The organism is Paracoccus luteus (genome assembly GCF_004522155.1).
GTDB classification, from domain to species: domain Bacteria; phylum Pseudomonadota; class Alphaproteobacteria; order Rhodobacterales; family Rhodobacteraceae; genus Paracoccus; species Paracoccus luteus.
This window is the reverse complement of the sequence record NZ_SDEA01000016.1, coordinates 25,742-46,694: the sequence shown is the minus strand read 5'-3', so window position 1 is coordinate 46,694 and position 20,953 is coordinate 25,742. Positions and strand designations below refer to the sequence as shown.

The window sequence follows — 20,953 nt, the reverse complement described above, 5'->3', positions numbered from 1 at the left end:
ATCCTGAACCTGAGGGCCGCCCCATGACCAAGATCAAGGTAGACAACCCCGTCGTCGAGCTCGACGGCGACGAGATGACCCGGATCATCTGGGATTTCATCAAGCAGAAGCTGGTCCTGCCCTATCTGGACATCGACCTGAAATACTATGACCTGGGCATCGAGCACCGCGATGCGACCGACGATCAGGTCACCATCGACGCCGCCAACGCGATCAAGCAATACGGCGTGGGCGTCAAATGCGCGACCATCACCCCGGACGAGGCGCGGGTGGAAGAGTTCGGCCTGAAGAAGATGTGGAAGTCGCCCAACGGCACGATCCGCAACATCCTGGGCGGCGTGATCTTCCGCGAGCCGATCATCTGCAAGAACGTGCCGCGCCTGGTGCCGCACTGGACCCAGCCGGTCATCGTCGGCCGCCACGCCTTTGGCGACCAGTACAAGGCCACCGACTTCCGCTTTCCCGGCAAGGGCAAGCTGACGATCAAGTTCGTCGGCGAGGATGGCGAGACGATCGAGCACGAGGTCTTCCAGGCCCCGTCGTCGGGCGTGGCGATGGCCATGTACAACCTGGACGATTCGATCCGCGACTTTGCCCGCGCGTCCATGAACTATGGCCTGAACCGCGGCTATCCGGTCTATCTGTCCACCAAGAACACCATCCTGAAAGCCTATGACGGCCGCTTCAAGGATCTGTTCCAGGAGGTGTTCGACGCCGAGTTCGCCGACAAGTTCAAGGCCGCCGGCATCACCTATGAACACCGGCTGATCGACGACATGGTCGCGTCCAGCCTGAAATGGTCGGGCGGCTATGTCTGGGCCTGCAAGAACTATGACGGCGACGTGCAGTCGGACACGGTGGCGCAGGGCTTCGGCAGCCTGGGCCTGATGACCTCGGTGCTGATGACGCCCGACGGGCAGACCGTCGAAGCCGAGGCCGCGCACGGCACCGTCACCCGCCATTATCGCGAGCATCAGAAGGGCAAGGAGACGTCGACCAACTCGATCGCGTCGATCTATGCCTGGACGGGCGGTCTGAAGCACCGCGCGAAACTGGACGGCAACGAGCAGCTGATGCGCTTCGCCGAGACGCTCGAGCGGGTGACCGTGCAGACGGTCGAGGACGGCCACATGACCAAGGATCTGGCGCTGCTGGTCGGACCGGACCAGAAGTGGCTGTCCACGATGGGCTATCTGGAAAAGGTGGACGAGTATCTGAACAAGGCACTGGCCGGCTGACACCCGCCGTCCTGGACAGGAGGGCCCCCGATCCGGGGGCCCTTTGTCATTCGGGGCCGCCGCATGCCAGCGGGCAGGCACCCCGGGGGGGGCGCGCCACCGGCACCAGCGCGCCGGCAGTGCCCGGCGGCGCGGCAACCGGGCCACAGCCCGCTGCGATCACGAAAGATCGGTTTGCCCGCGCGCGCGGGCTTGGGTAAGCGGCAGGAAAACACCGCTCAGGGACAACCGACGATGACCAGACACAACCTTCTTGCCTTGGCGGCGCTGATGGCGCTGACGGCCTGCGCGGCGCCTGCGCCGCAGCTGGGGCCGGACGGGCAGCCGCTGCCGGTCGCCTATCAGATCACCGCGCGCGAACAGGCGGCGATCCCGGACCGGCTGCTGGCGCAGGTCAACACCCTGCGCGCGGGGTCGGCGCTGGGACCGCTTGTCCTCAGCCCGCAGCTGGCGGCGGCGGCGACGGCGCATTCCCGCGACATGGCGGCGCAGAACCGGTCGTGGCATTTCGGGTCCGACGGCTCGTCGCCGCTGGATCGGGCGGGCCGGCAGGGCTATTACGGGCGGCTGATCGGCGAGAACATCTCGGAAACCTACGAGAATGAGATCGCGACCCTGTCCGCCTGGATGCAGGTGCGCGATACCCGCGACGTCATCATGGACCCGAACGCGCGCGAGCTGGGCATCGGCTGGTATCAGGAACCGACCAGCAAGATCTGGTGGACGCTGCTGATCGGCGGCTGAACCGCCAGGGTTGGGGGCCGCTGCGGCGGCCCTGCATCCGCGGACCTGCGCAGTTGGCCGGCAGCGCGGCCTTGCGGCCGGANAGTTGGCCGGCAGCGCGGCCTTGCGGCCGGATGGGCCGGCGTTCGGCCGCTGCACCCGCTGCCGATATGCGCAGTGGGGTCCATCCCCGCCCATTTGGCGGATTGCGTTGCCGCGAAACGATTTGCCCGATGGCCGCAGCGTCGCCACCGCCCACGCGGCGGATTGGGCCGGCGTTCGGCCGCTGCACCCGCTGCCGATCGGCGCAGTGGGGGCCATCCCCGCCCATGTGGCGGATTGCGTTGTCGCGAAAGGGTTTGCCCGGTGACCGCATCGCCCCCCCTTCGCGTGGCGGATCGGGGCGCGCGGCAATCCGGGCATCGGGCAAATCCGCGTCACCCCCGCCCGCGCGGCGGATTGGGGCGGCGTCCGGCACCTGCCCCGCCAAGATGATGCGCGGGCGCCCTGATCGCCACCGCCGAGCCGCAAGCATCGTCCCGGATCGAACCCGGCTTGCTGCCCGGCCCACACCCGCCGAGGCACGGCCCGACGCTTGCCGGGCCGTGCCGCCGCGCGCAAGCGCCAGGCTGTCTCAGGGATAGATCACGATCGGCACGCCGGGCCGGACCATCGCGAAGATCTCCTCGATCTCTTCGTCGTCGACGGCGATGCACCCTGCGGTCCAGTCGCGGGCGGTTTGCTTGGCGCCAAAGGGGCCACGTCCGTGGATCATGATGTCGCCGCCGGGCTGCTGGCCCAACATCATGGCCCGCGCCTTGTCCTCGGGGTCGGGATAGGAAATCCCCAGCGACAGATGATACTGGCTGTTGGGGTTTTGGTGGCTGATGAAATACATCCCCTCGGGCGTGCGGCCGTCCCCTTCGAACAGCTTGTGCCCGGACGGCTGCGACCCCAGCCCGATGCCATAGGTTTTCAGCACCTTGCGCCCGCTCAGCAGATACATGGCGCGATCGCCCTTGTTCACCACGATCTGCGTGACCGGCGGGCCGTCATAGCCCCTGAATTTCGATTTGGGCGCGGCACAGGCCGCAATCACCACAAGCAAAGTCAGCGCCAATATTGCGCGCAAGGTCCGAATCATCACTGCCCCATCAATGTCCGCGATTCCGCGTTGCTTTGGGACAGCGATACAGGACCGGCGGTTTTCTGCCAACGCCGGAATGCGCGGCATTCTATCGAACGGACGCGTCCTGTCGCCGGAATACCGCAGCCGTCTCGACATGCGGGGACCAGCGGAACTGGTCGATCACATGAACCGCGCCCAGCCGATAGCCGCCGCCCGCCATGATCCGCGCATCGCGCGCGAACGTCACGGGATCGCAGCTGACCCACGCCACCACGGGCACCTGCGACGCGGCCAGCGCCTGCGCCTGCGCGGCCGCACCGGCACGCGGCGGGTCGATCACCACCGCGTCGAATCGCGCAAGTTCGTCGGGCAGCAGGGGGCGGCGCGCCAGGTCGCGCACCTCGGTCGTCACCCTGCGCAGGCCGGGCGCGCCCCGCCAGGCGGCGTCCAGCGCGGCCAATGGCGCGGACAGCCCCTCGACTGCGTGAACCTCGGCCGTCTCGGCCAGGGGCAGCGCAAAGGTGCCCACGCCCGCGAACAGATCGGCCACACGCGCCGCGTCCCCCACGGCCGCGCGCACGGCGGCCAGCAGGGCGTCTTGCCCGGCGGCGGTCGCCTGCAGAAAGGCGCCGGGCGGCGGCACCACCTGCGCCCGCCCCATCGGCAGCGCGGGCGGACGGCGGACCAGCGTCTCGCCGCCCCAGTCCAGCCGCGCCCAGTCCGCCTGCGCGGCCAGATCGGCCAGCGCGGCGAACAGCGCGGGCGTCAGCGGCTTGCCCCCCGTCACCGCCACGTCCAGCCCGGCGGGCGTATCCGTGACCGCCATCGACAGCTCGGCCGACCGCGATCCGCCCAGCGTCACCAGCCGCCGCAGGTCGGGCAGCGCGGACAGGATCGCCGGCGTCACAACGAGGCATTCCGCGACATCGACCACCACGTCGGACGCGCGGGCGTGAAACCCGACCAGCGCGCCCTTTTTCGTCCGCCGCCCCGACAGCACCGCCCGCCTGCGCGACCGCGGGGGCGAGGTGGCGACCCCGGTGATCGCCGCCGCAAGCCCCTGCGCCTGCAGGGCGCGCGCGACCACCTCGCCCTTCCAGCCGGCGACGAACGCGTCGCTGGCGTGCATCAGCGAACAGCCGCCGCAGGCGCGGTAATGCGGACAGGGCGCGCGCACCCGGTCGGCCGAGGGCGTGACGATGCGCGGCAGCGGGATGCGGCCGTCCACGGCCTCGCCCTCGATCGCCTCGCCGGGCAGGACCATCGGCGCCAGCGCGCGCGCGCCGTCCGCCGACACCGCCACCCCGTCGCCGCGCCGGCCCAGTCGTTCCACCGTCCACTGGCTCATTCCGCGGCCTCGGCCCCCGGTTCGGCATCCTCGTCGGTGCCCAAGAACCCGCCCGACTGCCGGTTCCAATAGCGGGCGTAAAGCCCGCCCCGTGCCAGCAGCTCGTCGTGCGGCCCCTGCTCGACGATCCGCCCCTCGTCCATGACCACGATGCGGTCCATCTCGGCGATGGTGGACAGGCGATGCGCGATGGCCAGCACCGTCTTGCCCTGCATGACGCGCTGCAGCGCGTCCTGGACCTGCGCCTCGACCTCGCTGTCCAGCGCGCTCGTCGCCTCGTCCATGACAAGGATCGGGGCGTCCTTGATAAAGGCGCGAGCCAGTGCGATCCGCTGCCGCTGCCCGCCCGACAGCTTGACGCCCCGTTCGCCCAGATGCGCGTCATAGCCGGTGCGCCCGGCAAAATCGCGCAGGTTCAGGATGAACTCGTGCGCCTCGGCGGCGCGCGCAGCGGCGATCATCTCGGCCTCGGTCGCGTCGGGGCGGCCATACAGGATGTTGTCGCGGGCGCTGCGGTTGAACATCGCGGTTTCCTGCGTGACCGTGCCGATGTTGCGGCGCAGGCTTTCCTGCGTGACGGCGCGCACGTCATGGCCGTCGACGCGCACCGCGCCCTTTTCGACGTCGTAAAGCCGCAGCAGCAGCGCGACCAGCGTCGATTTCCCGGCACCCGATGCGCCCACGATGCCGATCCGCTCGCCCGCCGCCACGGTCAGGGACAGTCCCTCGATCCCGCCCGCGCCGCGGCCATAGGCAAAGCCCACGCGGTCAAAGGCGATCCTTCCGGCGATCCGGCCCAGGGACACGGCGCCGGGCGCATCGGTCAGGTCGTGGGGCGGCGACAGGGTGGCCATGCCGTCCTCGACCTCGCCGATGGACCCCCAGATCGACATCAGCGCCATGCTGACCCAGCCGGTCATCTGCGCCAGCCGCAGGGCGATGGCGCCGGATGCGGCCACGTCGCCGGGGGTCGCGGCGCCCCTGCTCCACATCAGGATGGCGCCGCCGACCAGGATCACCGGCAGGATGCCCGCGACCAGCGTCAGCGACAGGCGGAACCAGGTGTTCAGGCGGCCGAAATCCAGCGCGCGGTCGCGGAACGTCTCCATCGCGCCCAGGGCGGCGCTGTCCTCGTGCGCGGCGCTGGCGAACAGCTTGACGGTCTTGATGTTGGTGATCGTGTCCACGACCTGCCCCGACACCATCGCGCGGGCCGACGCGCGCCCGGCCGACAAGACCCGCACGCGGGGCAGAAAAAACCGGATCAGCGCGACATAGGCCGCCAGCCACGCCAGCAGCGCCAGCGCCCCCCAGCCATCGACCGAGGCGAGATAGACCGCCGACCCCAGCACGGCGGACAGTGCAAAGGCGGCGGTGTTGACCATCTCGGACGCGACATCGGTCACGGCGCGCGCGGTCTGCATCTGCTTTTGCGCGATGCGGCCCGCGAAATCGTTGTCAAAGAACGTGACCGCCTGCCCCAGCGTCCAGCGGTGCAGCCGCGACAGCACCAGGGGCAGGACGTTCGGCCCGATGATGACGTTTGCGGTGGCGGTCGAAATCCCCATGATCGCGGGCCGCACGACCAGAAAGAACGCGACAAAGGCGGCGATCAGCGTGCCCTGCCCGGTCAGCGACCCGCCGTTTGCCACCGCATCCACGACCGCCCCCAGCAGCATCGCCGACGCCACCTCGGCAGCCCCCGAAAGGGCCGAGGTCAGCGCGGCGACCGTCAGCCCGCCCCAGGCGCCCGACAGGCACCAGCGAAAGAACGCCAGCAGCGTGCGGGGCGGCGGCCCCTCGGCCGGGCGGAAGGCGTCGATCATCCGGGCGAAAATCGCGTGCATCAGTCGTCCCCTGCCAGCATGGCGATGTCGATCAGGGCGGGTGCCGGCATCAGAAAGCCGCTGTCGATCCACGCCGCCTCGGCCGCGCGCAGGCCGCGTCCCACGGCGGGGCCGTGCAGCGCCGGCATCAGGTCGGCGGCGGCGACGGGCAGGCGCTGCCCGGCGGCAAAGTCGATCTGGGCGCGCCAGTCCGCGCGCAAGACCTCGCCCCGCGACGCGCGCAGCAACGCCAGCTGCCCTGCCCGTTCCGCGCCCAGCCGATAGGCCGCCTCGGCCAGCGACCCGCCAAGCCGCAACTCGTCCTGCATCCGCGCCTCGTCCCGCGACAGCCGCAGGCCCGACTGATCGCCCCCCAGCACCGCCAGCCGCACAGGCCAGTTCTTCCTTGCTGAAATATCCCGGGGTCCGGGGCAGAGCCCCGGCTCGGCCGCGACCAGTGCCGCCAGCCGCGCGGCATCGGCACCGGGCAGCAGCTGCGCCAGCACGCCCGTCCGCGCCATCAGTGCCACCGCCTCGGCCGGTTCGGGCGCGGCCAGCAGTTTCTTCAGTTCCGCCGTCACCCGCTCGCGCGAGATGCGGGCAAGGCCCGCGGCATGGCGCGCGCAGGCGTCCAGCGCCGCGGGATCGGCCGCGCCGGGCCGGCCATACCAGGCGTGAAAGCGGAAAAAGCGCAGGATGCGCAGGTAATCCTCGGTGATGCGGTCACCGGGGTCGCCCACGAACCGCAGGCGGCGCGCGGCCAGGTCGTCCAGCCCGCCCACGGGGTCGAGCACGCGGCCCTGCGCGTCGGCGTAAAGCGCGTTGATGGTGAAATCACGGCGCGCGGCGTCGTCCTCGATGCGGACGGAAAATGCCACCACAGCGCGGCGGCCGTCGGTGGCGACGTCGCGGCGGAAGGTCGTGACCTCGAACCCGCGCCCATCCGCCACGACGGTGACGGTGCCGTGGTCGATGCCCGTGGGCACCGGGCGCAGCCCGGCGGCCTCGGCCAGGGCCACCACCCGGTCGGGGCGGGCGTCCGTGGCGATGTCGATGTCGTCCACGGGCGCGCCGATCAGCCCGTTCCTGACCGCGCCGCCCACGATCAGCGCGCGGTGCGGCGCCAGCGCCGCCAGCACCCGGCGCAGCGCCGGGTCGGCGGTGATCGCGGGCGGCAGGCGCACCGGCAAGCGCGCCGGCGAACAGGACGGCGGGCCGTCCGGCGCGCCGGTCATGCGGCCAGCCTGCGGGCCAGCGCGAACAGCACCCGCGCCGTCGCCCCAAAGATGTAATAGGGACCGAAGGGCGCCACGTGATAGGACCGCCAGCCCCCCCGCCACAGCCGCCGTTCCAGCCGATACCGGGCCGGATCGGCGACATGGGCAAAGGGCACGGTGAAGACCTCGTCCACCTCGCCCGCCTCGGGCACGGGGACGAACGCGCCGCGCACCAGCGCCACCACGGGCGTCATCGCGAATCCGGTCACCGTGCGATGCGGCGGCAGCGTGCCCAGCACCTCGACCGTGGCGGGGTCCAGCCCCACCTCCTCGCGCGCCTCGCGCAGGGCGGCCGCGACCACGTCCGCGTCGCCCGGATCGACCTTGCCGCCGGGCAGCGCGATCTGGCCGGGGTGGTGGCGCAGCCCGCTGGCGCGCTTGGTCAGGATCAGCGCGCCATCGGGCAGGAACGCCGCCAGCACGCCGGCCGGTCGCGCGCCCAGATCCGCAGGCGCGCGGCCGTTCATGTCGAAATCCGACGTCGGCGGCGTCGGCACCGCCAGCGCCGCCAGCAGCCGCGCCCGCAGTTCATCCTGCGCGAATGCAGCCGCGATCCGCGGGGCGGCCGCCCCGATCACTCGGCGGCCTTTTCCAGCGGCCGCCCGTCCGCGTCCACCGTCGCCTCGAACCCCAGGCTGGCCGGGTCGAAGTCGTAATGCGTGCCGCAGAACTGGCAGTCGGCCGTCACCCGCCCCTCGGGCGTCGTCATGTGGGCGATGTCCTTGGCCGAATAGATCGACAGCGTGCCGCGCACCCGGTCGGCAGTGCACGAACAGCCGAACTCGACCCGCTGCGGATCGAAGACGCGGGGGGTTTCCTCGTGGAACAGCCGCAGCAGCAGGTCGGTCGGCGCGACCGAGGGGCCGACCAGCTCCAGCGTCTCGACGGTATCGAGCAGGTGGTTGGCGCGGTTCCAGTCCTCGGATTCCGCGCCCTGCAGGATATCGGCGGCGGCGATCAGCCCGCCCTCGCCGCTGCCGCCGCCCTCGGCCCCCGACATCGGATGCCCCGGCAGGGTCTGCAGCATGATGCCCCCGGCGCGCCAGTATTCCGGCTGCCCCGACAGGATCGACCGGCCCTGCGCCAGCGCGAAGCGGGTCGGCAGCTGCTCGGATTGGGCGAAATAGGTCTGGGCGCAATCGGCCAGCGACGCGCCCGCCAGCGGCGTGATGCCCTGATAGGGCAGGTTCCCCGCTCCCTGGTCGATCAGGATGGCGAAATACCCCTCGCCGATCTGCTGGAAGGGCGGGCGGCGGTCCAGCCGCTCGGGGTCAAAGCTGGCCCAGGCGCGGATGCGCGCCGCCCCGCCCTCGTCGGCGGGGGCATAGTAATCCGCCGCGATCGTGCGGATCGCGCCATTGCCGCGCACCTGCAGCGACAGCTTCCACCGCAGCTTGACGGTCGGCCCGATCAGCGCCGTCAGCAGCGCCAGTTCCGCCACCATCGCGGCGACGGGTTCGGGATAGTCGTGGCGCGACAGGATGTGGTCCAGCACGCCGTCCAGCCGGACGACGCGCCCGCGCACCCCCGACCGGTCGAGCTGGAACGGCAGGACCGTGTCGTCCCAAGCGATCTGGTTGATCTTGGTCATCTTGGCCTTTCGGAAATCAGTTGCCCGCCCGCAGGCGCGGCGTCGGGGTCCAATATAGCGCGCGGGGCGGAAATCCCAAACCGCACCCTGCCCGTCACACCCAGCCGCCCAGATTGTCGGCCACCAGTTCGGTCAGCACCGCGATATGCGCGTCGTCGTCGTTCAGGCAGGGCACATAGGTGAACTGCTGCCCGCCCGCGCCCTCGAAGGCGTGGCGGATCTCGCCGTTGATCTCCTCCAGCGTCTCGATGCAGTCGGTGGCGAAGGCGGGCGAGATCACCGCGATGTCGGTGATGCCGCGCCGCGCAAGGTCCGCGACGTGTTCGACCGTATAGGGGCGCAGCCACTCCTCGGACCCGAAGACCGACTGGAAGGTCGTGTCGATGGCGTCCGCGTCCCAGCCCAGCCGTTCGCGCAGCAGGCGCGAGGTCTTCTGGCACTGGCAGTGATAGGGGTCGCCCTGCCGCAGATAGCGTTGCGGCATCCCGTGATAGCTGGCGACCAGCTTTTGCGGCCGCCGCCCGGCCAGCGTGCGCTCGACCGACTGCGCCAGCGCGTCGATATAGTCGGGCCGCCCGAAATACTCGGCCACCGTGCGCACGGCGGGCTGGCGGAACTGCTTCATCAGGGCGCGGAACAGCTGGTCGTTCGCGGTCGCGGTCGTGGCGCCGGCGTATTGCGGATAAAGCGGCAGGAACACGATCCGGTCGCAGCCCGCCTGCACCATCCGCGTCAGCACCGATTCCGTGGACGGGTTGCCATAGCGCATGCAGAACTCGACCATGACGCCCTCGCCCCAGCGTGCCCGGCAGGCGTCGCGCAGCTTGGCGACCTGCTGGCGGGTCAGCGTCATCAGCGGGCTTTCGCCCGCCTCGTGGTTCCAGATCGACTTGTAGTTCGCCCCCGAGGTGAACGGCCGCTTGGTCAGGATCACCGTCTGCAACAGCGGCTGCCATTTCCAGTCGGGGATGTCGACCACGCGCTTGTCGGACAGGAACTCGTTCAGATAGCGCCGCATGGAACGGTAATCATACCCGTCCGGCGTCCCCAGATTGGCGACCAGCACGCCCACGCGGGCACGGGGCAGCGCGGGATGGCCGTCCGGCGCATGGGCGGGGACGGCGGCGGGCGCGGTGGCAAAGTCGGCGGCAGGATCGGCGGCAAGGTCGGCGGGGCGATGTGCGGTCATCGTGTCCTCTGGCTAAGCGCGCGGGCCAGCGGCATCTTGGCCGATCCCGGACGCAGGGGCTTGGGCTGGCTGTCCGCCGGCGCCCAGCCGGTCAGGAACACCAGGTCGAAACCGACGCGGATGCGCCCCGGTTCCTGCGGATCGGGGGCGATCTCGTCCAGGATCGCGGCCGCGCGCAGCAGGACCGCGCGGCGGGTCGGGCGGCGCAGCCGATGCGCAAGGGCGTTGCCCTCGCCCATCGCGCGCAGGTCGCGGGCCAAGGGCAGCAGCCCGGCATAGCTGACGTTCTGGGTGAACTGGTCGGCCACCGGCAGCGCCAGCCCGCCCCGCGCCAGCAGCCCGCCCAGGTCGCGGATCTCGCCGAAGGGCAGGACGCGGGGCGACAGCCCGCCGGTGATCTCGATTTCCGCCTGCGCCAGCGCGTCGCGCAGGGGGGCCAGCGTCCGCCCCCCCGGCAGCACGGCGATGAACAGCCCGTCGGGCACCAGCGCGCGGGCGGCCTGCGCGATCTGGCCGACCGGATCGTCGGCCCAGTGCAGCGCCAGCGCGTGGATGACCAGATCGTGCCCGCCGGGGGCAAGGTCCAGCACCGGGTCGTCGGCCACGATCCGCGCGCCGGGGAACGCCCCGGCCCAGGGGGCGGGCATCCCGGTGACGATGGCGGGCCGCGTAAACCGTCTGTTAATCTCTGCCAGCCTATCCTGGATCTCGGTCAGGGCGATGCGGTGCAGCCAGTCCTGCGCCCCGATCCGGTCGGCGCGGGCGCGGTTGCGCGCCAGCGCGCGGGGGTCGGTCAGCCGCGGGGCTGCGGGTCGGGAAGGGACGTGGTCGGACATGGGCGCAATACTTACGGGCTTGGCGGGCGCGATGAAAGGCGCGCTGGGGGTGGTTTTTCCGCCGCAATGCCTGTGCTGCGGCGCGGGCGTCGCATCCCAGGGCGCGCTGTGCCCCGCCTGCTGGCGCGAGGCCGAGTTCGTCGGCGCCAGCGCCTGCGCCCGCTGCGGCGTGCCGGTGCCGGGCGAGCCGCCGCAGTCCGAGGACGAGGCCGCGGCGCTGATCTGCGACGACTGCCTGATCCGTGACCGGCCGTGGCGGCGCGGGCGCGCGGCGCTGGTCTATCGCGGCACCGGCCGCGCGCTGGTGCTGGCGCTGAAACACGGCGACCGCCCCGATCTTGCCCCCCCGCTGGGGCGCTGGCTGGCGGGCGCGGCGGCGCCGCTGGTGCGGCCGGGGATGCTGGTCGTGCCCGTGCCCCTGCACCCGCGCCGGATGCTGAAACGCAAGTATAACCAGGCCGCGCTGCTGGCCCGGCAGGTTGCGCGCGCGCATGACCTGCCGCACTGCCCGGGGCTGCTGGTTCGCACCCGCCACACCGGGATGCAGGACCATCGCGGCGTGGCCGACCGTTTCGCGAACGTGGCGAGCGCGCTGGCGGTGCCGCCGCGCCAGCGCGGGGCGGTGCAGGGCCGCGCGGTGCTGCTGGTCGACGACGTCATGGCGTCCGGGGCGACCGCCGCGGCGGCGGCCGAGGCGCTGCGCACGGCGGGCAGCGGGCCGGTCTGCGTGGCCGTGCTGGCCCGCGCCGTGCGCGAGGCCCCGCCCCGCGCGGCCGGGGACGCCGAGTGACCCGGCACGTCCGGCGCCCGCACGGCCCGCCCGCGCCGCACCCGGCCGGGCAGCCGCCGCGCCGCCGCGCCCGGACAGGTCGCTGTCAACAAACATTCATCGCCGCATCTTTCATTGTCGCCCCGCCCGCTGCATCTTGTGGCGATGTTGCGGATCACGGACACAATCTCGATTGCCGACTGGGAGTTGTCGGAGACCTTCACCCGCGCGCAGGGACCGGGCGGGCAGAACGTCAACAAGGTGTCCACCGCCGTCGAGCTGCGGTTCGAGGCGGCGCGGTCCCCGCATCTGCCCGAACCCGTCAAGACCCGCCTGCGCCGGTTGGCCGGGCGGCGCTGGACCACCGATGGCGCGGTGCTGATCGCCGTGCAGGACACCCGCAGCCAGGCCCGCAACCGCGAGATCGCGCGCGACCGGCTGGCCGAGCTGATCCGCCAGGCGCTGGTCGCCCCGCGCAAGCGCATCGCCACCCGCCCCACGCTGGGCAGCCAGCGCCGCCGCCTGACCGCCAAGACCGTGCGCGGCACCGTCAAGTCGCTGCGCGGCCGCGTCACCGCCAGCGACGAGGAGTGACGGTGTCGATCCGCGACCGGCTGGGCCGGCTGCTGGGCGGCCGGGTTCCCGTGATGCAGGTGGGGGCGCTGTGCCGCGACCCTGACACCGGGCGGGTGATGCTGATCACCAGCCGCGGCACGGGGCGCTGGATCATCCCCAAGGGCTGGCCGATGCCCGGCCTCAGCCTGGCCGAGGCCGCCCTGCGCGAGGCGTGGGAGGAGGCGGGCATCCGCGCCGGGGACGCCGCGGAGATCGGCCGCTATCGCTATGACAAGGTGCAGTCGCGCGGCTTTGCCATCCCGGTCGAGGTGCGCGTCTTCGGCGCCGGGGTGCAGGCGCTGGACGACGAATACCCCGAGGCAGGGCAGCGCACCCGCCGCTGGTTCGACCCGGAAACGGCGGCGGGGCTGGTGGACGAGCCGGACCTTGCGCGGCTGATCCTGAGGCAGGGTTGAACCCGGCGCGCGCGTCGGGGTTGTCTGGAACGCAGCGCCCCGGTGGCCTGGCTTGATCGCAGGGTGAATGGCGGATTTCAGGATACTCGACAAGGATCTGGACCGGCTGTCCAACGCGCAAAGCGCGGGGCTGCACTCGGCCCGGCCGGTGGTGCGGCTGGGCATCGCGGTGCTGTTCGTCGCGCTGGTCGCGGTGGCGCTGTCGGGCGGCCCGCTGGGCCCCGCCGCGCCGGGCGTGCTGATCGCGGCTGCGGCGGGCGCGGGGGCGTTCCTTGCGCTGTCGATCGGGGCAAACGACGTGGCGAACTCGCTCGGCCCCGCCGTAGGCGCGGGCGCGCTGCCGCTGGGCGCGGGCCTGGCCGCCGTCGCGGTGATGGAGGTCGCGGGCGCCGTCCTTGCCGGCGGGCAGGTCAGCCAGACACTGACCCACGGCATCCTGGCGGCGGAAGCGATGACATCGGGCGCGCAGGCGGGCGTCGTGATGCTGGCCGCGATGCTGGCGGCGGCGGCGTGGATCACGCTGGCCACCTGGGCCGGCGCGCCGGTCAGCACGACCCACGCCATCGTCGGCGGCATCGCCGGGGCGGGCATGGTGGCGTTCGGGGCGGGCGCGGTCAACTGGGGCGGCGTCGCGCGCATCGCGCTGGGGTGGGTCGGCTCGCCCGTCCTCTCGGCCGCGCTGGCGGCGTCGGTGCTGGCACTGCTGCGCGCCCGGGTCCACCGCGCGCCGGACCGCTTGGCCGCGGCGCGGCGCTGGCTGCCGTGGCTGGTCGCCGCGATGACGGCGCTGCTGCTGGTCTATGCGGCCAGCTTCCTGCCGCTGCCGGGATGGGCGGTCGCGGCGCTGGCGCTGGCCGGCACAGGCGCCGCGCTGTGGGACACGCACCGGCGGCTGGCCGCGCCCCCCGACCCGCGGCTGAGCGAGAACAAGCAGCTGAACCGCCTGTTCGGCCCGCCGCTTGCGGCCAGCGCGCTGCTGATGGGGTTCGGCCACGGCGCGAACGACTCCGCCAATATCGCCGGCCCGCTTGCGGTGATCGCGCAGGCCGGGTCGGTGGGCAGCATGGGCGCGCTGTCGCCCTGGCTGCTGATGCTGGCGGGCCTGGGGATCGCGCTGGGTGCGGCGCTGTTCGGGCGGCGGCTGGTGCGCATGGTCGGCAGCCGGATCACCCGCCTGTCGCCGGTGCGCGCGCTCTGCGTCTCGCTGGCGACGGCGGTGACGGTGCTGACCGCCTCGCGGCTGGGGCTGCCGGTGTCCACCACGCATATCGCCGTGGGGGGCGTGTTCGGCGTCGGCTTTTACCGCGAGTGGGAGGAGCGGCGCCACCGCGCCCGGCTGGCCCCCCTGCCGGTCGAGGAGCGCCGCCGCCGCCGGCTGGTGCGCCGCGGCCATGTGGTGCGCACGCTGGCCGCGTGGCTGGTCACGGTGCCCGCCGTGGCGGCGCTGGCGGCGCTGATCGCGGCGCTGATCGGGTGAACGGGCGGGCCTAGAATGCCTTGAAGGTCATCGTGGTCAGCGTCCGGCAGATGCCGGGGATGTCGAACAGGCGGTCGGACAGGAACCGGCCGACGTCCTCGTCCTCGGGGATATAGACCTTGGCCAACAGGTCGAAATCGCCCGATGTGGAGTAAAGCTCGCTGACGACCTCGCGTTCATAGATGGCGTCGGCCACCTCATAGGTCTTGCCGGGGGTGCAGCGGAACTGGACGAAGACGGCGCGCATCATGACCCTCCATCGGGCGGGCGGGCCGCCGGTCTGGGCCGCAGGTTAGCCGCGCCGCGCGCCGCTGGCCAGAGGGCCGCCCGGCACCGCCCCCGCCCGCCACCCGGTCCGGCCGCGCCCCCAGAACCGCGCCATCAGCGCCGCCGCCGCGCAGCTCAGCCCCACCAGCAGCCCCAGCCACAGCCCCGCCGGCCCCAGCCCCAGCGGGAACGCCAGCAGCCAGCCCGCGGGCAGCCCGACCAGCCAATAGCTGACGATGGCCAGCATCATCGGCACGCGCGTGTCCTGCACCCCGCGCAGCAGGCCCAGTGCGATGACCTGCATCGCGTCCACCATCTGGAACAGCGCCGCATACAGCATCAGCGCCGCCGCCAGCACCAGGATCGCCGGGCCGTTGGGATCGGCGGGGTTCAGATAGACGGCGATCAGCGGGCCGGGCGCGACGATGAACAGGAATACCGGGACCAGCGCCAGCGCCGCCGACAGCACCACCGCCGCCAGCGCGGCATCGCGCAACCCGTCCGCGTCGCCCGCCCCATGCGCGCTGCCGACCCGGATGGTCGCGGCATTCGAGATGCCCAGATGCACCATGAACGTCACCGCCGTGATCTGCAGCGCGATCCCGTGCGCGGCCAGCGGCACCGCGCCGAACCAGCCCATCATCACGTTGGCGCCGGTGAACATGCCGCTTTCGGCGACCAGCGTCAGGCCGATCGGCAGCCCCATCGCCAGCACCGCGCGGAACGCCGTCCAGTCGGCCCGCCACAGCCGCAGGAACAGATGGTAACGCCGCGCCACGGGCAGCAGCGCCGCACAGGCGGCCAGCGCACCGACCTGCACCCAGATGACGGAGGCGCTGGCCAGCGCCGCGCCGGTGACGCCCAGCGGGGGCAAGCCCAGCTTGCCGAAGATCAGCACCCAGTTCAGCCCCGCGTTCAGCGGCAGCGCGGCGACGGTGATCGCCAGCACCATGTTGGCCCGGCCCAGCGCCGCCAGAAAGCTGTTCAGCACCATCCCGAACAGCGTCGCGGGCATCGCCCACGCCATGATGCGCAGGTAATCCTGCCCAAGGGCCGCGATCTGCGGCTCTTGGCCCAGCGCCGTCAGGATCGCGCCCGACCACCAGAACAGGGGCGCCACGGCCAGCGAATGGATCAGGCTCAGCCACAGGGCCATGCGGGTGACGCGCCGCGCCTCGACATCGTCGCCGCGGGCGCGGGCGGCGGCGATCAGCCCCAGCACGACCAGCCCATAGCCCGATCCCAGCATCGTCAGGATGTGGAAATACGAATTCGCCAGCACCAGGGCGGCCAGCGGCTCGACCCCGGTGCGGCCGATCATCAGCGTGTCGGTGACGCCGATCATCATGCGCGCCAGATGGCTGCCGACCAGCGGCAACCCCAGGGCGGCGGTGGCGATCAGTTCGGGGCGAAGGCGCAAAAGGGCGGGCATCCCTGCCTGATACGCGGGGCAGGCAGGCGCGGAAAGGGGTCGCGGCGCCGCGCGGCGGGGACCGGCGCCGCCGATCCGCGACGCGCCGACCCGCCGACCGACGCCGCCGAACCCGCTCAGCCCAGCCGCTCGGGCAGGTCCATGCCCCGCAACAGTTCGGCCGCGGCCATGACGCGCTTGCCGGGGCGCTGCGCCTCGAGCACCTCGACCGCGCCTTCCCCGCAGGCGACCGCAAGCCCGCCCAGCACGGTGCCCGGCGCACGCCCCTCCCCGCCCCCTGCAAGGCGCGAGCGCAGCAGCTTGACCCGCTCGTCCCCGATCAGGCACCACGCGCCGGGGAACGGCGACAGGCCGCGGATCAGGCGGTCCACCTCGGCCGCCGGCCGGGTCCAGTCGATCCGCGCCTCGGCCTTGTCGATCTTGGCGGCATAGGTCACGCCCTCGGCCGGCTGCGGCGCGGCCGGCAGCGGCAGGCGGTCCAGCACCTCGACGATCAGGCGCGCGCCCATGCCGGCCAGCCGGTCGTGCAGGTCGCCCGTGGTGTCGGTCGCGCCGATGGGCGTTCTCGCCTCGGCCAGCACCGGCCCGGTATCCAGCCCCGACTCCATCTGCATGATGGCGACGCCGGTGTCCGCGTCGCCCGCCATGACCGCCCGGTGGATGGGCGCGGCCCCCCGCCAGCGCGGCAGGATCGAGCCGTGGATGTTCAGGCAGCCCAGCCGCGGCGCAGCCAGGACCGGGCCGGGCAGGATCAGACCGTAAGCCACGACCACCGCCACATCCGCGCCCAGCGCCGCAAAGGCGGCCTGCTCGCCCGCGTCCTTCAGCCGCGCGGGCGTCCGCACCGCCAGGCCCAGCGCCTCGGCCGCGGCGTGAACGGGCGTCAGGCGCGCCTGCTGTCCCCGCCCGGCGGCGCGCGGCGGCTGGGAATAGACCGCGACGACATCGTGGCGGGCGGCGACGGCCTGCAGCGCGGGCACGGCGAACGCCGGCGTCCCCATGAAGATGACGCGCATGGGATTCTCCTTGGACAAATACTCCACGGGGGTCCGGGGGTGTGAAACCCCCGGCTTGGGGCGCTGCGGTTCCGTTCAGCGCCGCGTCAGCTTGGCCGACCGGGCCACCAGCATCTTGCGGCGCAGGGGCGTCAGGCGGTCGACGAACAGGCGGCCGTCCAGATGGTCGATCTGGTGCTGCACGCTGGTGGCCCACAGGCCGACAAAGTCGCGGTCCTCGGTCTCGCCGTCGGCGTTCAGGTATCGCACGGTGACGGCGCGCGGCCGCTCGATCCGGGCGGACACGCCGGGCAGATGGGGGCTGGCCTCCTCGTGCGCGCGCATCTGGACGGATGCGTGCAGCACCTCGGGGTTGGCCATCCGCACCGCCTCGCCCCGGCGCGAGGACGCGTCGACCACCGCCAGCCGCAGCATGATCCCGATCTGCGGCGCGGCAAGGCCCACGCCGGGCATCGCCTCCATCGTGTCGATCATGTCGTCCCAGATCATCCGCACCGTTTCGGTGACCGCCTCGACGGGGGCCGCGGGCTGGTGCAGGCGGCGGTCGGCATAAGGCAGGACGGGGCGGGCGGTCACGGCGCGCGTCCTTCGCCGCCCGGCGTCCGGGCGGGGTCCGCGGGGCCGGCAGGGTCGGCGTCCAGGATCAGCCGCCCGTCCAGGTGATCCATCTCGTGCAGGGCGATCCGCGCCTCGGCGCCCGAGAGGCAGGCGGCGCGGGCGCGGCCGTCGAGGTCGAACCAGCCGATCCGCACCGCGACCGGCCGCGCCACGGCGACCGGGCGGCCGGGGATCGACAGGCACAGCTCCTCGGCCGTCGCCATTTCGGTCGATTGCCACAGCAGCACGGGTTCCAGCAGGGCGCGCGGACGGGGCGCGCCGGTCTTCCAGCCCGCGTCCATGACAAAGGCGCGGCGGGTCCGGCCGATCTGCGGCGCGGCCAGCCCCCGCCCCTGCGCCGCGTAAAGCGTGGCGAACAGGTCGCCGACCAGCGCCTGCAGCTGGAGGAAGGTCAACTCTCCGGCCGGGCGGCAGATCTGGCGCAGCACCGGATCGGGGTGCATCACGATCGCCCGCACGCTGCCCGGCGGCAGGTCGGCCAGGATGGCGTCGCCCGCGGCGTCGTCCCACGGATCGCCCGGCATCTCGCCCGACGTTCCGCCCGACAACTCGCCCCACGTTTCGCGCGGCATCTCGCCCGGCAACACGCCCGAAGCTTCGCACGGCATCTCGCCCGACGGTCCGTCCCCAGCCTCGCGCGGCGCGGCATCCGGCCCCGCCGCAGGTTCGCCGCCTGCGGGCCGGTGTTCCGGTGGCGCGCCGCTATGCACGGGCCAGTTCCCGCTTTATCTTGGTCATCCGCCGGACGATCAGCTGCCGTTTCATCGGGCCGATGTGGTCGATGAAAAGCCTGCCATTCAGATGGTCCAGCTCGTGCTGGGCGCAGGTCGCCCACAGCCCGGCAAAGTCGCGGCGGTGGGTGGCGCCGTCCAGCCCGGTCCAGCGCATCGTGACCTCGGCCGGGCGGGTGACCTCGGCATACTGGTCGGGAAAGGACAGGCAGCCCTCCTCATAGACGTTCAGCGCCTCCGAGGCGGCCTCGATCTCGGGGTCCACCATCACCACCGGGTCGCGCGGCGCGTCGGGATCCTTGGTGCAGTCCATCACGAACAGCCGCACCAGCGCACCGACCTGCGGCGCGGCAAGGCCGACGCCGGGCGCGGCATACATCGCCGCCAGCATGTCGGAGGCCAGCGCCTCGATTTCGGGCGTGATGCGGCCGACGGGCGCGCAGGTCTTTTTCAGGCGGGGATCGGGGAACAGCAGGATGGGGCGGGTCATGATGCCCCAGATATTGCGCCGCCCCCGCAAAGGGCAAGGGGTTCAAGCCGGCGCGCGACCCGCTATGGTGGCCGCGACCGGCAGCAAGGAACCGCCATGACCCCCGACTTTGACCAGATCATCGACCGCCGCGGCACACTGTGCAACAAATGGGACGACATGGGCGCGGTGTTCGGCGACGTGCCCGACGACGCGCTGGCGATGTGGGTCGCCGACATGGACTTTCACGCGCCCGCAATCGTGCGCGAGGCGCTGGAACAGGTGGTCGCCCGCGGCATCTATGGCTATCCGGGCGAGAACCTGCCCTATCTGGACGCGATCCGCTGGTGGATGGAACACCGCCACGGCTGGACCGTCGCGCGTGGGGACATCCTGTCGGTCCACGGGCTGGTCAACGGCACCGCCCTGGCAGTCGAGGCCTATACCGACCCCGGCGACGCGGTGATCCTGATGACGCCGGTCTATCACGCATTCGCCCGCGTGGTGAAGGCGTCGGGCCGGACTGTGACCGAGCTGCCGCTGGCGGTCACGGACGGCCGCCTGGAACTGGACTGGCCCAGCTGGGACGGCCTGCTGACCGGGCGCGAGCGGATGCTGATCCTGTGTTCGCCCCACAATCCCGGCGGCCGGGTCTGGTCGGCAGAGGAACTGCGCCGGATCGCCGATTTCTGCCGCGACCGCGACCTGATCCTTGTCAGCGACGAGATCCACCACGACCTGATCCTGCCCGGCAGCCCGCGCCACACCGTCACGGCGCTGGCCGCCCCCGATGCCGCCGACCGGCTGGTCACGCTGACCGCGGCCACCAAGTCGTTCAACATCGCAGGCGCCCATCTGGGCAACGCGATCATCACCGACGCGGCCCTGCGCGAGAAATACAAGGCGCGGATGATGGCGCTGGGGATCTCGCCGGGGCTGTTCGGCCTGCCGATGGTCACCGCCGCCTATTCGCCGCAGGGCGCCGAATGGATCGACCGGCTGACCGCCTATCTCGCCGGCAACGCGGCGCTGTTCGACGCGGGCGTGAACGCCATTCCCGGCGCGCGGTCGATGCCGCTGCAGGCGACCTATCTGGCCTGGGTCGATTTCACCGGCACGGGCCTCTCGCCCGAGGATTTGCAGGCGCGCATCCTCGGCGGCGCGGGGATCGCCGCCAACCGCGGCGAGACCTTCGGGCTGGGCGGTCAGGGTCACGCCCGGTTCAACCTTGCCACGCCGCGCGCGCGGGTGGCCGAGGCGGTGGAACGCCTGCAACGGGCGTTTGCCGACCTGCAATGAGATGGCGTCTTGCGGCGCTGGCGGTGCTGGCGCTGGCCGGGTGGATGATCTGGACCGGGGGGCCGCGCACCGTCCCCGCGCCACCGGTTCCCGTGCCCCCGCCCGCGCCGGGGCCGCCGGTGTCGCGCGCGCCGCTGCCGCGTCCGCCCACCATCCCGCCGCGGGCGCGCCAGATCACCAGCGAGGTCGAGCGCATCCTGATCGAAAAGGCCGCGCGCCGGATGACCGTCTGGCAGCGCGACGGCAACCCGCGCGTGTTCGACATCGCGCTGGGGTTCGCGCCCGGCGGCGACAAGGTGCGGCAGGGCGACGGCCGCACCCCCGAAGGCGCGTTCCGCGTGGACCGCCGCAACGACCGCAGCGCGTTCCACCTGTCGCTGGGGCTGGATTACCCCCGCCCGCAGGACCGCGCCCGCGCCCGCGCGGCGGGCGTCGATCCGGGCGGCGACATCATGATCCACGGCCAGCCCAATCAGGTGGCCGAGGGCTTCAAGGTGCGCGGCGACTGGACGGCGGGCTGCATCGCCGTCACCAACATCGAGATCGCCGAGCTGTTCACCCACACCCCCGCCGGCACCCCGGTCGAGATCAGGCCATAGGCGCGCCGCCGACAAGACCGGGGCGCGGATCAGGGACCATGAGGGCGAGCACGCGCCGGGTGACTGGCGCACGGCGCCGCGCCGGGCG

At 72.3% G+C, this 20,953-nt stretch carries 22 protein-coding genes; 8 read left to right on the top strand and 14 right to left on the bottom strand.

Annotation, left to right across the window (positions count from 1 at the left end; translation table 11 throughout):
• Window positions 1-23: 23 nt before the first annotated feature.
• Complete coding sequence (locus EPA64_RS14825) at window positions 24-1,238, top strand: NADP-dependent isocitrate dehydrogenase (RefSeq protein ID WP_134727079.1); 1,215 nt, start codon at window positions 24-26, stop codon at window positions 1,236-1,238.
• 234 nt (window positions 1,239-1,472) lie between these two features.
• Window positions 1,473-1,982, top strand: a complete 510-nt coding sequence (dalA, locus tag EPA64_RS14820) for a divisome-associated lipoprotein DalA (RefSeq protein WP_134727078.1) — start codon at window positions 1,473-1,475, stop codon at window positions 1,980-1,982.
• A gap of 613 nt (window positions 1,983-2,595) precedes the next feature.
• On the opposite strand, the gene EPA64_RS14815 is transcribed toward dalA, so the two are convergent.
• The 8 genes from EPA64_RS14815 to EPA64_RS14780 all read right to left on the bottom strand — a co-directional run bounded on the left by EPA64_RS14815 (window position 2,596) and on the right by EPA64_RS14780 (window position 11,157).
• Window positions 2,596-3,105, bottom strand: coding sequence for a L,D-transpeptidase family protein (locus tag EPA64_RS14815; RefSeq protein ID WP_134727099.1), 510 nt, complete (start codon window positions 3,103-3,105; stop codon window positions 2,596-2,598).
• Window positions 3,106-3,196: 91 nt separating this feature from the next.
• Window positions 3,197-4,438: a class I SAM-dependent RNA methyltransferase gene (locus EPA64_RS14810; protein ID WP_134727077.1), complete on the bottom strand. Its 1,242-nt coding sequence runs from the start codon at window positions 4,436-4,438 to the stop codon at window positions 3,197-3,199.
• Window positions 4,435-6,285, bottom strand: a complete 1,851-nt coding sequence (locus EPA64_RS14805) for an ABC transporter ATP-binding protein (protein WP_134727076.1) — start codon at window positions 6,283-6,285, stop codon at window positions 4,435-4,437. The genes EPA64_RS14810 and EPA64_RS14805 overlap by 4 nt, the downstream gene beginning before the upstream one ends.
• Window positions 6,285-7,499 (bottom strand): CCA tRNA nucleotidyltransferase, encoded by a 1,215-nt coding sequence (locus tag EPA64_RS14800; protein ID WP_134727075.1) that lies wholly within the window; start codon window positions 7,497-7,499, stop codon window positions 6,285-6,287. Before EPA64_RS14800 ends, EPA64_RS14805 begins: the two co-directional genes overlap by 1 nt.
• A complete protein-coding gene (locus EPA64_RS14795) occupies window positions 7,496-8,116 on the bottom strand; it encodes an NUDIX hydrolase (protein ID WP_425467049.1) in 621 nt (206 codons plus the stop codon). The genes EPA64_RS14800 and EPA64_RS14795 overlap by 4 nt, the downstream gene beginning before the upstream one ends.
• A complete protein-coding gene (gene hslO / locus EPA64_RS14790) occupies window positions 8,116-9,132 on the bottom strand; it encodes an Hsp33 family molecular chaperone HslO (protein WP_134727074.1) in 1,017 nt (338 codons plus the stop codon). The genes EPA64_RS14795 and hslO overlap by 1 nt, the downstream gene beginning before the upstream one ends.
• A gap of 94 nt (window positions 9,133-9,226) precedes the next feature.
• A complete protein-coding gene (hemH, locus tag EPA64_RS14785) occupies window positions 9,227-10,321 on the bottom strand; it encodes a ferrochelatase (protein WP_134727073.1) in 1,095 nt (364 codons plus the stop codon).
• Window positions 10,318-11,157 (bottom strand): class I SAM-dependent methyltransferase, encoded by an 840-nt coding sequence (locus tag EPA64_RS14780; protein WP_134727072.1) that lies wholly within the window; start codon window positions 11,155-11,157, stop codon window positions 10,318-10,320. Before EPA64_RS14780 ends, hemH begins: the two co-directional genes overlap by 4 nt.
• On the opposite strand from EPA64_RS14780, the gene EPA64_RS14775 reads away from it, so the two are divergent.
• From EPA64_RS14775 to EPA64_RS14760, 4 genes are all read left to right on the top strand, one after another.
• A complete protein-coding gene (locus tag EPA64_RS14775) occupies window positions 11,156-11,947 on the top strand; it encodes a double zinc ribbon domain-containing protein (protein ID WP_246026785.1) in 792 nt (263 codons plus the stop codon). The genes EPA64_RS14780 and EPA64_RS14775 overlap by 2 nt on opposite strands.
• Window positions 11,948-12,091: 144 nt before the next feature.
• Window positions 12,092-12,520: an alternative ribosome rescue aminoacyl-tRNA hydrolase ArfB gene (gene arfB / locus EPA64_RS14770; protein WP_134727071.1), complete on the top strand. Its 429-nt coding sequence runs from the start codon at window positions 12,092-12,094 to the stop codon at window positions 12,518-12,520.
• A 2-nt stretch (window positions 12,521-12,522) separates the two neighbouring features.
• A complete protein-coding gene (locus tag EPA64_RS14765; protein WP_246026784.1) occupies window positions 12,523-12,957 on the top strand; it encodes an NUDIX hydrolase in 435 nt (144 codons plus the stop codon).
• Between the two features lie 67 nt (window positions 12,958-13,024).
• Window positions 13,025-14,434 (top strand): inorganic phosphate transporter, encoded by a 1,410-nt coding sequence (locus EPA64_RS14760; RefSeq protein WP_134727069.1) that lies wholly within the window; start codon window positions 13,025-13,027, stop codon window positions 14,432-14,434.
• Between the two features lie 10 nt (window positions 14,435-14,444).
• On the opposite strand, the gene EPA64_RS14755 is transcribed toward EPA64_RS14760, so the two are convergent.
• The 6 genes from EPA64_RS14755 to def (EPA64_RS14730) all read right to left on the bottom strand — a co-directional run bounded on the left by EPA64_RS14755 (window position 14,445) and on the right by def (EPA64_RS14730) (window position 18,988).
• Window positions 14,445-14,681: an Lrp/AsnC ligand binding domain-containing protein gene (locus EPA64_RS14755; protein WP_112873536.1), complete on the bottom strand. Its 237-nt coding sequence runs from the start codon at window positions 14,679-14,681 to the stop codon at window positions 14,445-14,447.
• A gap of 45 nt (window positions 14,682-14,726) precedes the next feature.
• Window positions 14,727-16,133, bottom strand: coding sequence for an MATE family efflux transporter (locus EPA64_RS14750; RefSeq protein WP_134727068.1), 1,407 nt, complete (start codon window positions 16,131-16,133; stop codon window positions 14,727-14,729).
• A 116-nt stretch (window positions 16,134-16,249) separates the two neighbouring features.
• Window positions 16,250-17,149 carry a methionyl-tRNA formyltransferase gene (fmt, locus tag EPA64_RS14745; protein ID WP_134727067.1) on the bottom strand — a complete coding sequence of 300 codons (900 nt, stop codon included), beginning with the start codon at window positions 17,147-17,149 and terminating at the stop codon, window positions 16,250-16,252.
• Window positions 17,150-17,224: 75 nt separating this feature from the next.
• A complete protein-coding gene (gene def / locus EPA64_RS14740) occupies window positions 17,225-17,725 on the bottom strand; it encodes a peptide deformylase (protein ID WP_134727066.1) in 501 nt (166 codons plus the stop codon).
• On the bottom strand, window positions 17,722-18,339 hold the full coding sequence (locus EPA64_RS14735; RefSeq protein WP_246026783.1) for a peptide deformylase: 618 nt from the start codon (window positions 18,337-18,339) through the stop codon (window positions 17,722-17,724). Before EPA64_RS14735 ends, def (EPA64_RS14740) begins: the two co-directional genes overlap by 4 nt.
• Before the next feature lie 130 nt (window positions 18,340-18,469).
• Complete coding sequence (gene def, locus EPA64_RS14730) at window positions 18,470-18,988, bottom strand: peptide deformylase (RefSeq protein ID WP_134727065.1); 519 nt, start codon at window positions 18,986-18,988, stop codon at window positions 18,470-18,472.
• Window positions 18,989-19,084: 96 nt separating this feature from the next.
• Here def (EPA64_RS14730) and EPA64_RS14725 point away from each other — a divergent pair, with 96 nt between their 5' ends.
• Both EPA64_RS14725 and EPA64_RS14720 read left to right on the top strand, forming a co-directional pair.
• Window positions 19,085-20,266 (top strand): MalY/PatB family protein, encoded by a 1,182-nt coding sequence (locus EPA64_RS14725; RefSeq protein WP_134727064.1) that lies wholly within the window; start codon window positions 19,085-19,087, stop codon window positions 20,264-20,266.
• The gene (locus tag EPA64_RS14720) at window positions 20,263-20,865 is read left to right on the top strand and encodes a L,D-transpeptidase family protein (RefSeq protein WP_134727063.1); all 603 of its coding nucleotides are present in this window, start codon (window positions 20,263-20,265) and stop codon (window positions 20,863-20,865) included. The genes EPA64_RS14725 and EPA64_RS14720 overlap by 4 nt, the downstream gene beginning before the upstream one ends.
• Window positions 20,866-20,953 lie beyond the last annotated feature (88 nt).

What these genes read in the sequence shown, in the direction of transcription:
- EPA64_RS14825 (WP_134727079.1), top strand. Translation starts at nt 24, where the DNA reads ATGACCAAGATCAAGGTAGACAACCCCGTCGTCGAGCTCGACGGCGAC.
- dalA (WP_134727078.1), top strand. Translation starts at nt 1,473, where the DNA reads ATGACCAGACACAACCTTCTTGCCTTGGCGGCGCTGATGGCGCTGACG.
- EPA64_RS14815 (WP_134727099.1), bottom strand. Translation starts at nt 3,105, where the DNA reads ATGATTCGGACCTTGCGCGCAATATTGGCGCTGACTTTGCTTGTGGTG.
- EPA64_RS14810 (WP_134727077.1), bottom strand. Translation starts at nt 4,438, where the DNA reads ATGAGCCAGTGGACGGTGGAACGACTGGGCCGGCGCGGCGACGGGGTG.
- EPA64_RS14805 (WP_134727076.1), bottom strand. Translation starts at nt 6,285, where the DNA reads ATGCACGCGATTTTCGCCCGGATGATCGACGCCTTCCGCCCGGCCGAG.
- EPA64_RS14800 (WP_134727075.1), bottom strand. Translation starts at nt 7,499, where the DNA reads ATGACCGGCGCGCCGGACGGCCCGCCGTCCTGTTCGCCGGCGCGCTTG.
- hslO (WP_134727074.1), bottom strand. Translation starts at nt 9,132, where the DNA reads ATGACCAAGATCAACCAGATCGCTTGGGACGACACGGTCCTGCCGTTC.
- hemH (WP_134727073.1), bottom strand. Translation starts at nt 10,321, where the DNA reads ATGACCGCACATCGCCCCGCCGACCTTGCCGCCGATCCTGCCGCCGAC.
- EPA64_RS14775 (WP_246026785.1), top strand. Translation starts at nt 11,156, where the DNA reads ATGGGCGCAATACTTACGGGCTTGGCGGGCGCGATGAAAGGCGCGCTG.
- EPA64_RS14780 (WP_134727072.1), bottom strand. Translation starts at nt 11,157, where the DNA reads ATGTCCGACCACGTCCCTTCCCGACCCGCAGCCCCGCGGCTGACCGAC.
- arfB (WP_134727071.1), top strand. Translation starts at nt 12,092, where the DNA reads ATGTTGCGGATCACGGACACAATCTCGATTGCCGACTGGGAGTTGTCG.
- EPA64_RS14760 (WP_134727069.1), top strand. Translation starts at nt 13,025, where the DNA reads ATGGCGGATTTCAGGATACTCGACAAGGATCTGGACCGGCTGTCCAAC.
- EPA64_RS14755 (WP_112873536.1), bottom strand. Translation starts at nt 14,681, where the DNA reads ATGCGCGCCGTCTTCGTCCAGTTCCGCTGCACCCCCGGCAAGACCTAT.
- EPA64_RS14750 (WP_134727068.1), bottom strand. Translation starts at nt 16,133, where the DNA reads ATGCCCGCCCTTTTGCGCCTTCGCCCCGAACTGATCGCCACCGCCGCC.
- fmt (WP_134727067.1), bottom strand. Translation starts at nt 17,149, where the DNA reads ATGCGCGTCATCTTCATGGGGACGCCGGCGTTCGCCGTGCCCGCGCTG.
- EPA64_RS14735 (WP_246026783.1), bottom strand. Translation starts at nt 18,339, where the DNA reads ATGCCGCGCGAAACGTGGGGCGAGTTGTCGGGCGGAACGTCGGGCGAG.
- def (WP_134727065.1), bottom strand. Translation starts at nt 18,988, where the DNA reads ATGACCCGCCCCATCCTGCTGTTCCCCGATCCCCGCCTGAAAAAGACC.
- EPA64_RS14725 (WP_134727064.1), top strand. Translation starts at nt 19,085, where the DNA reads ATGACCCCCGACTTTGACCAGATCATCGACCGCCGCGGCACACTGTGC.
- EPA64_RS14720 (WP_134727063.1), top strand. Translation starts at nt 20,263, where the DNA reads ATGAGATGGCGTCTTGCGGCGCTGGCGGTGCTGGCGCTGGCCGGGTGG.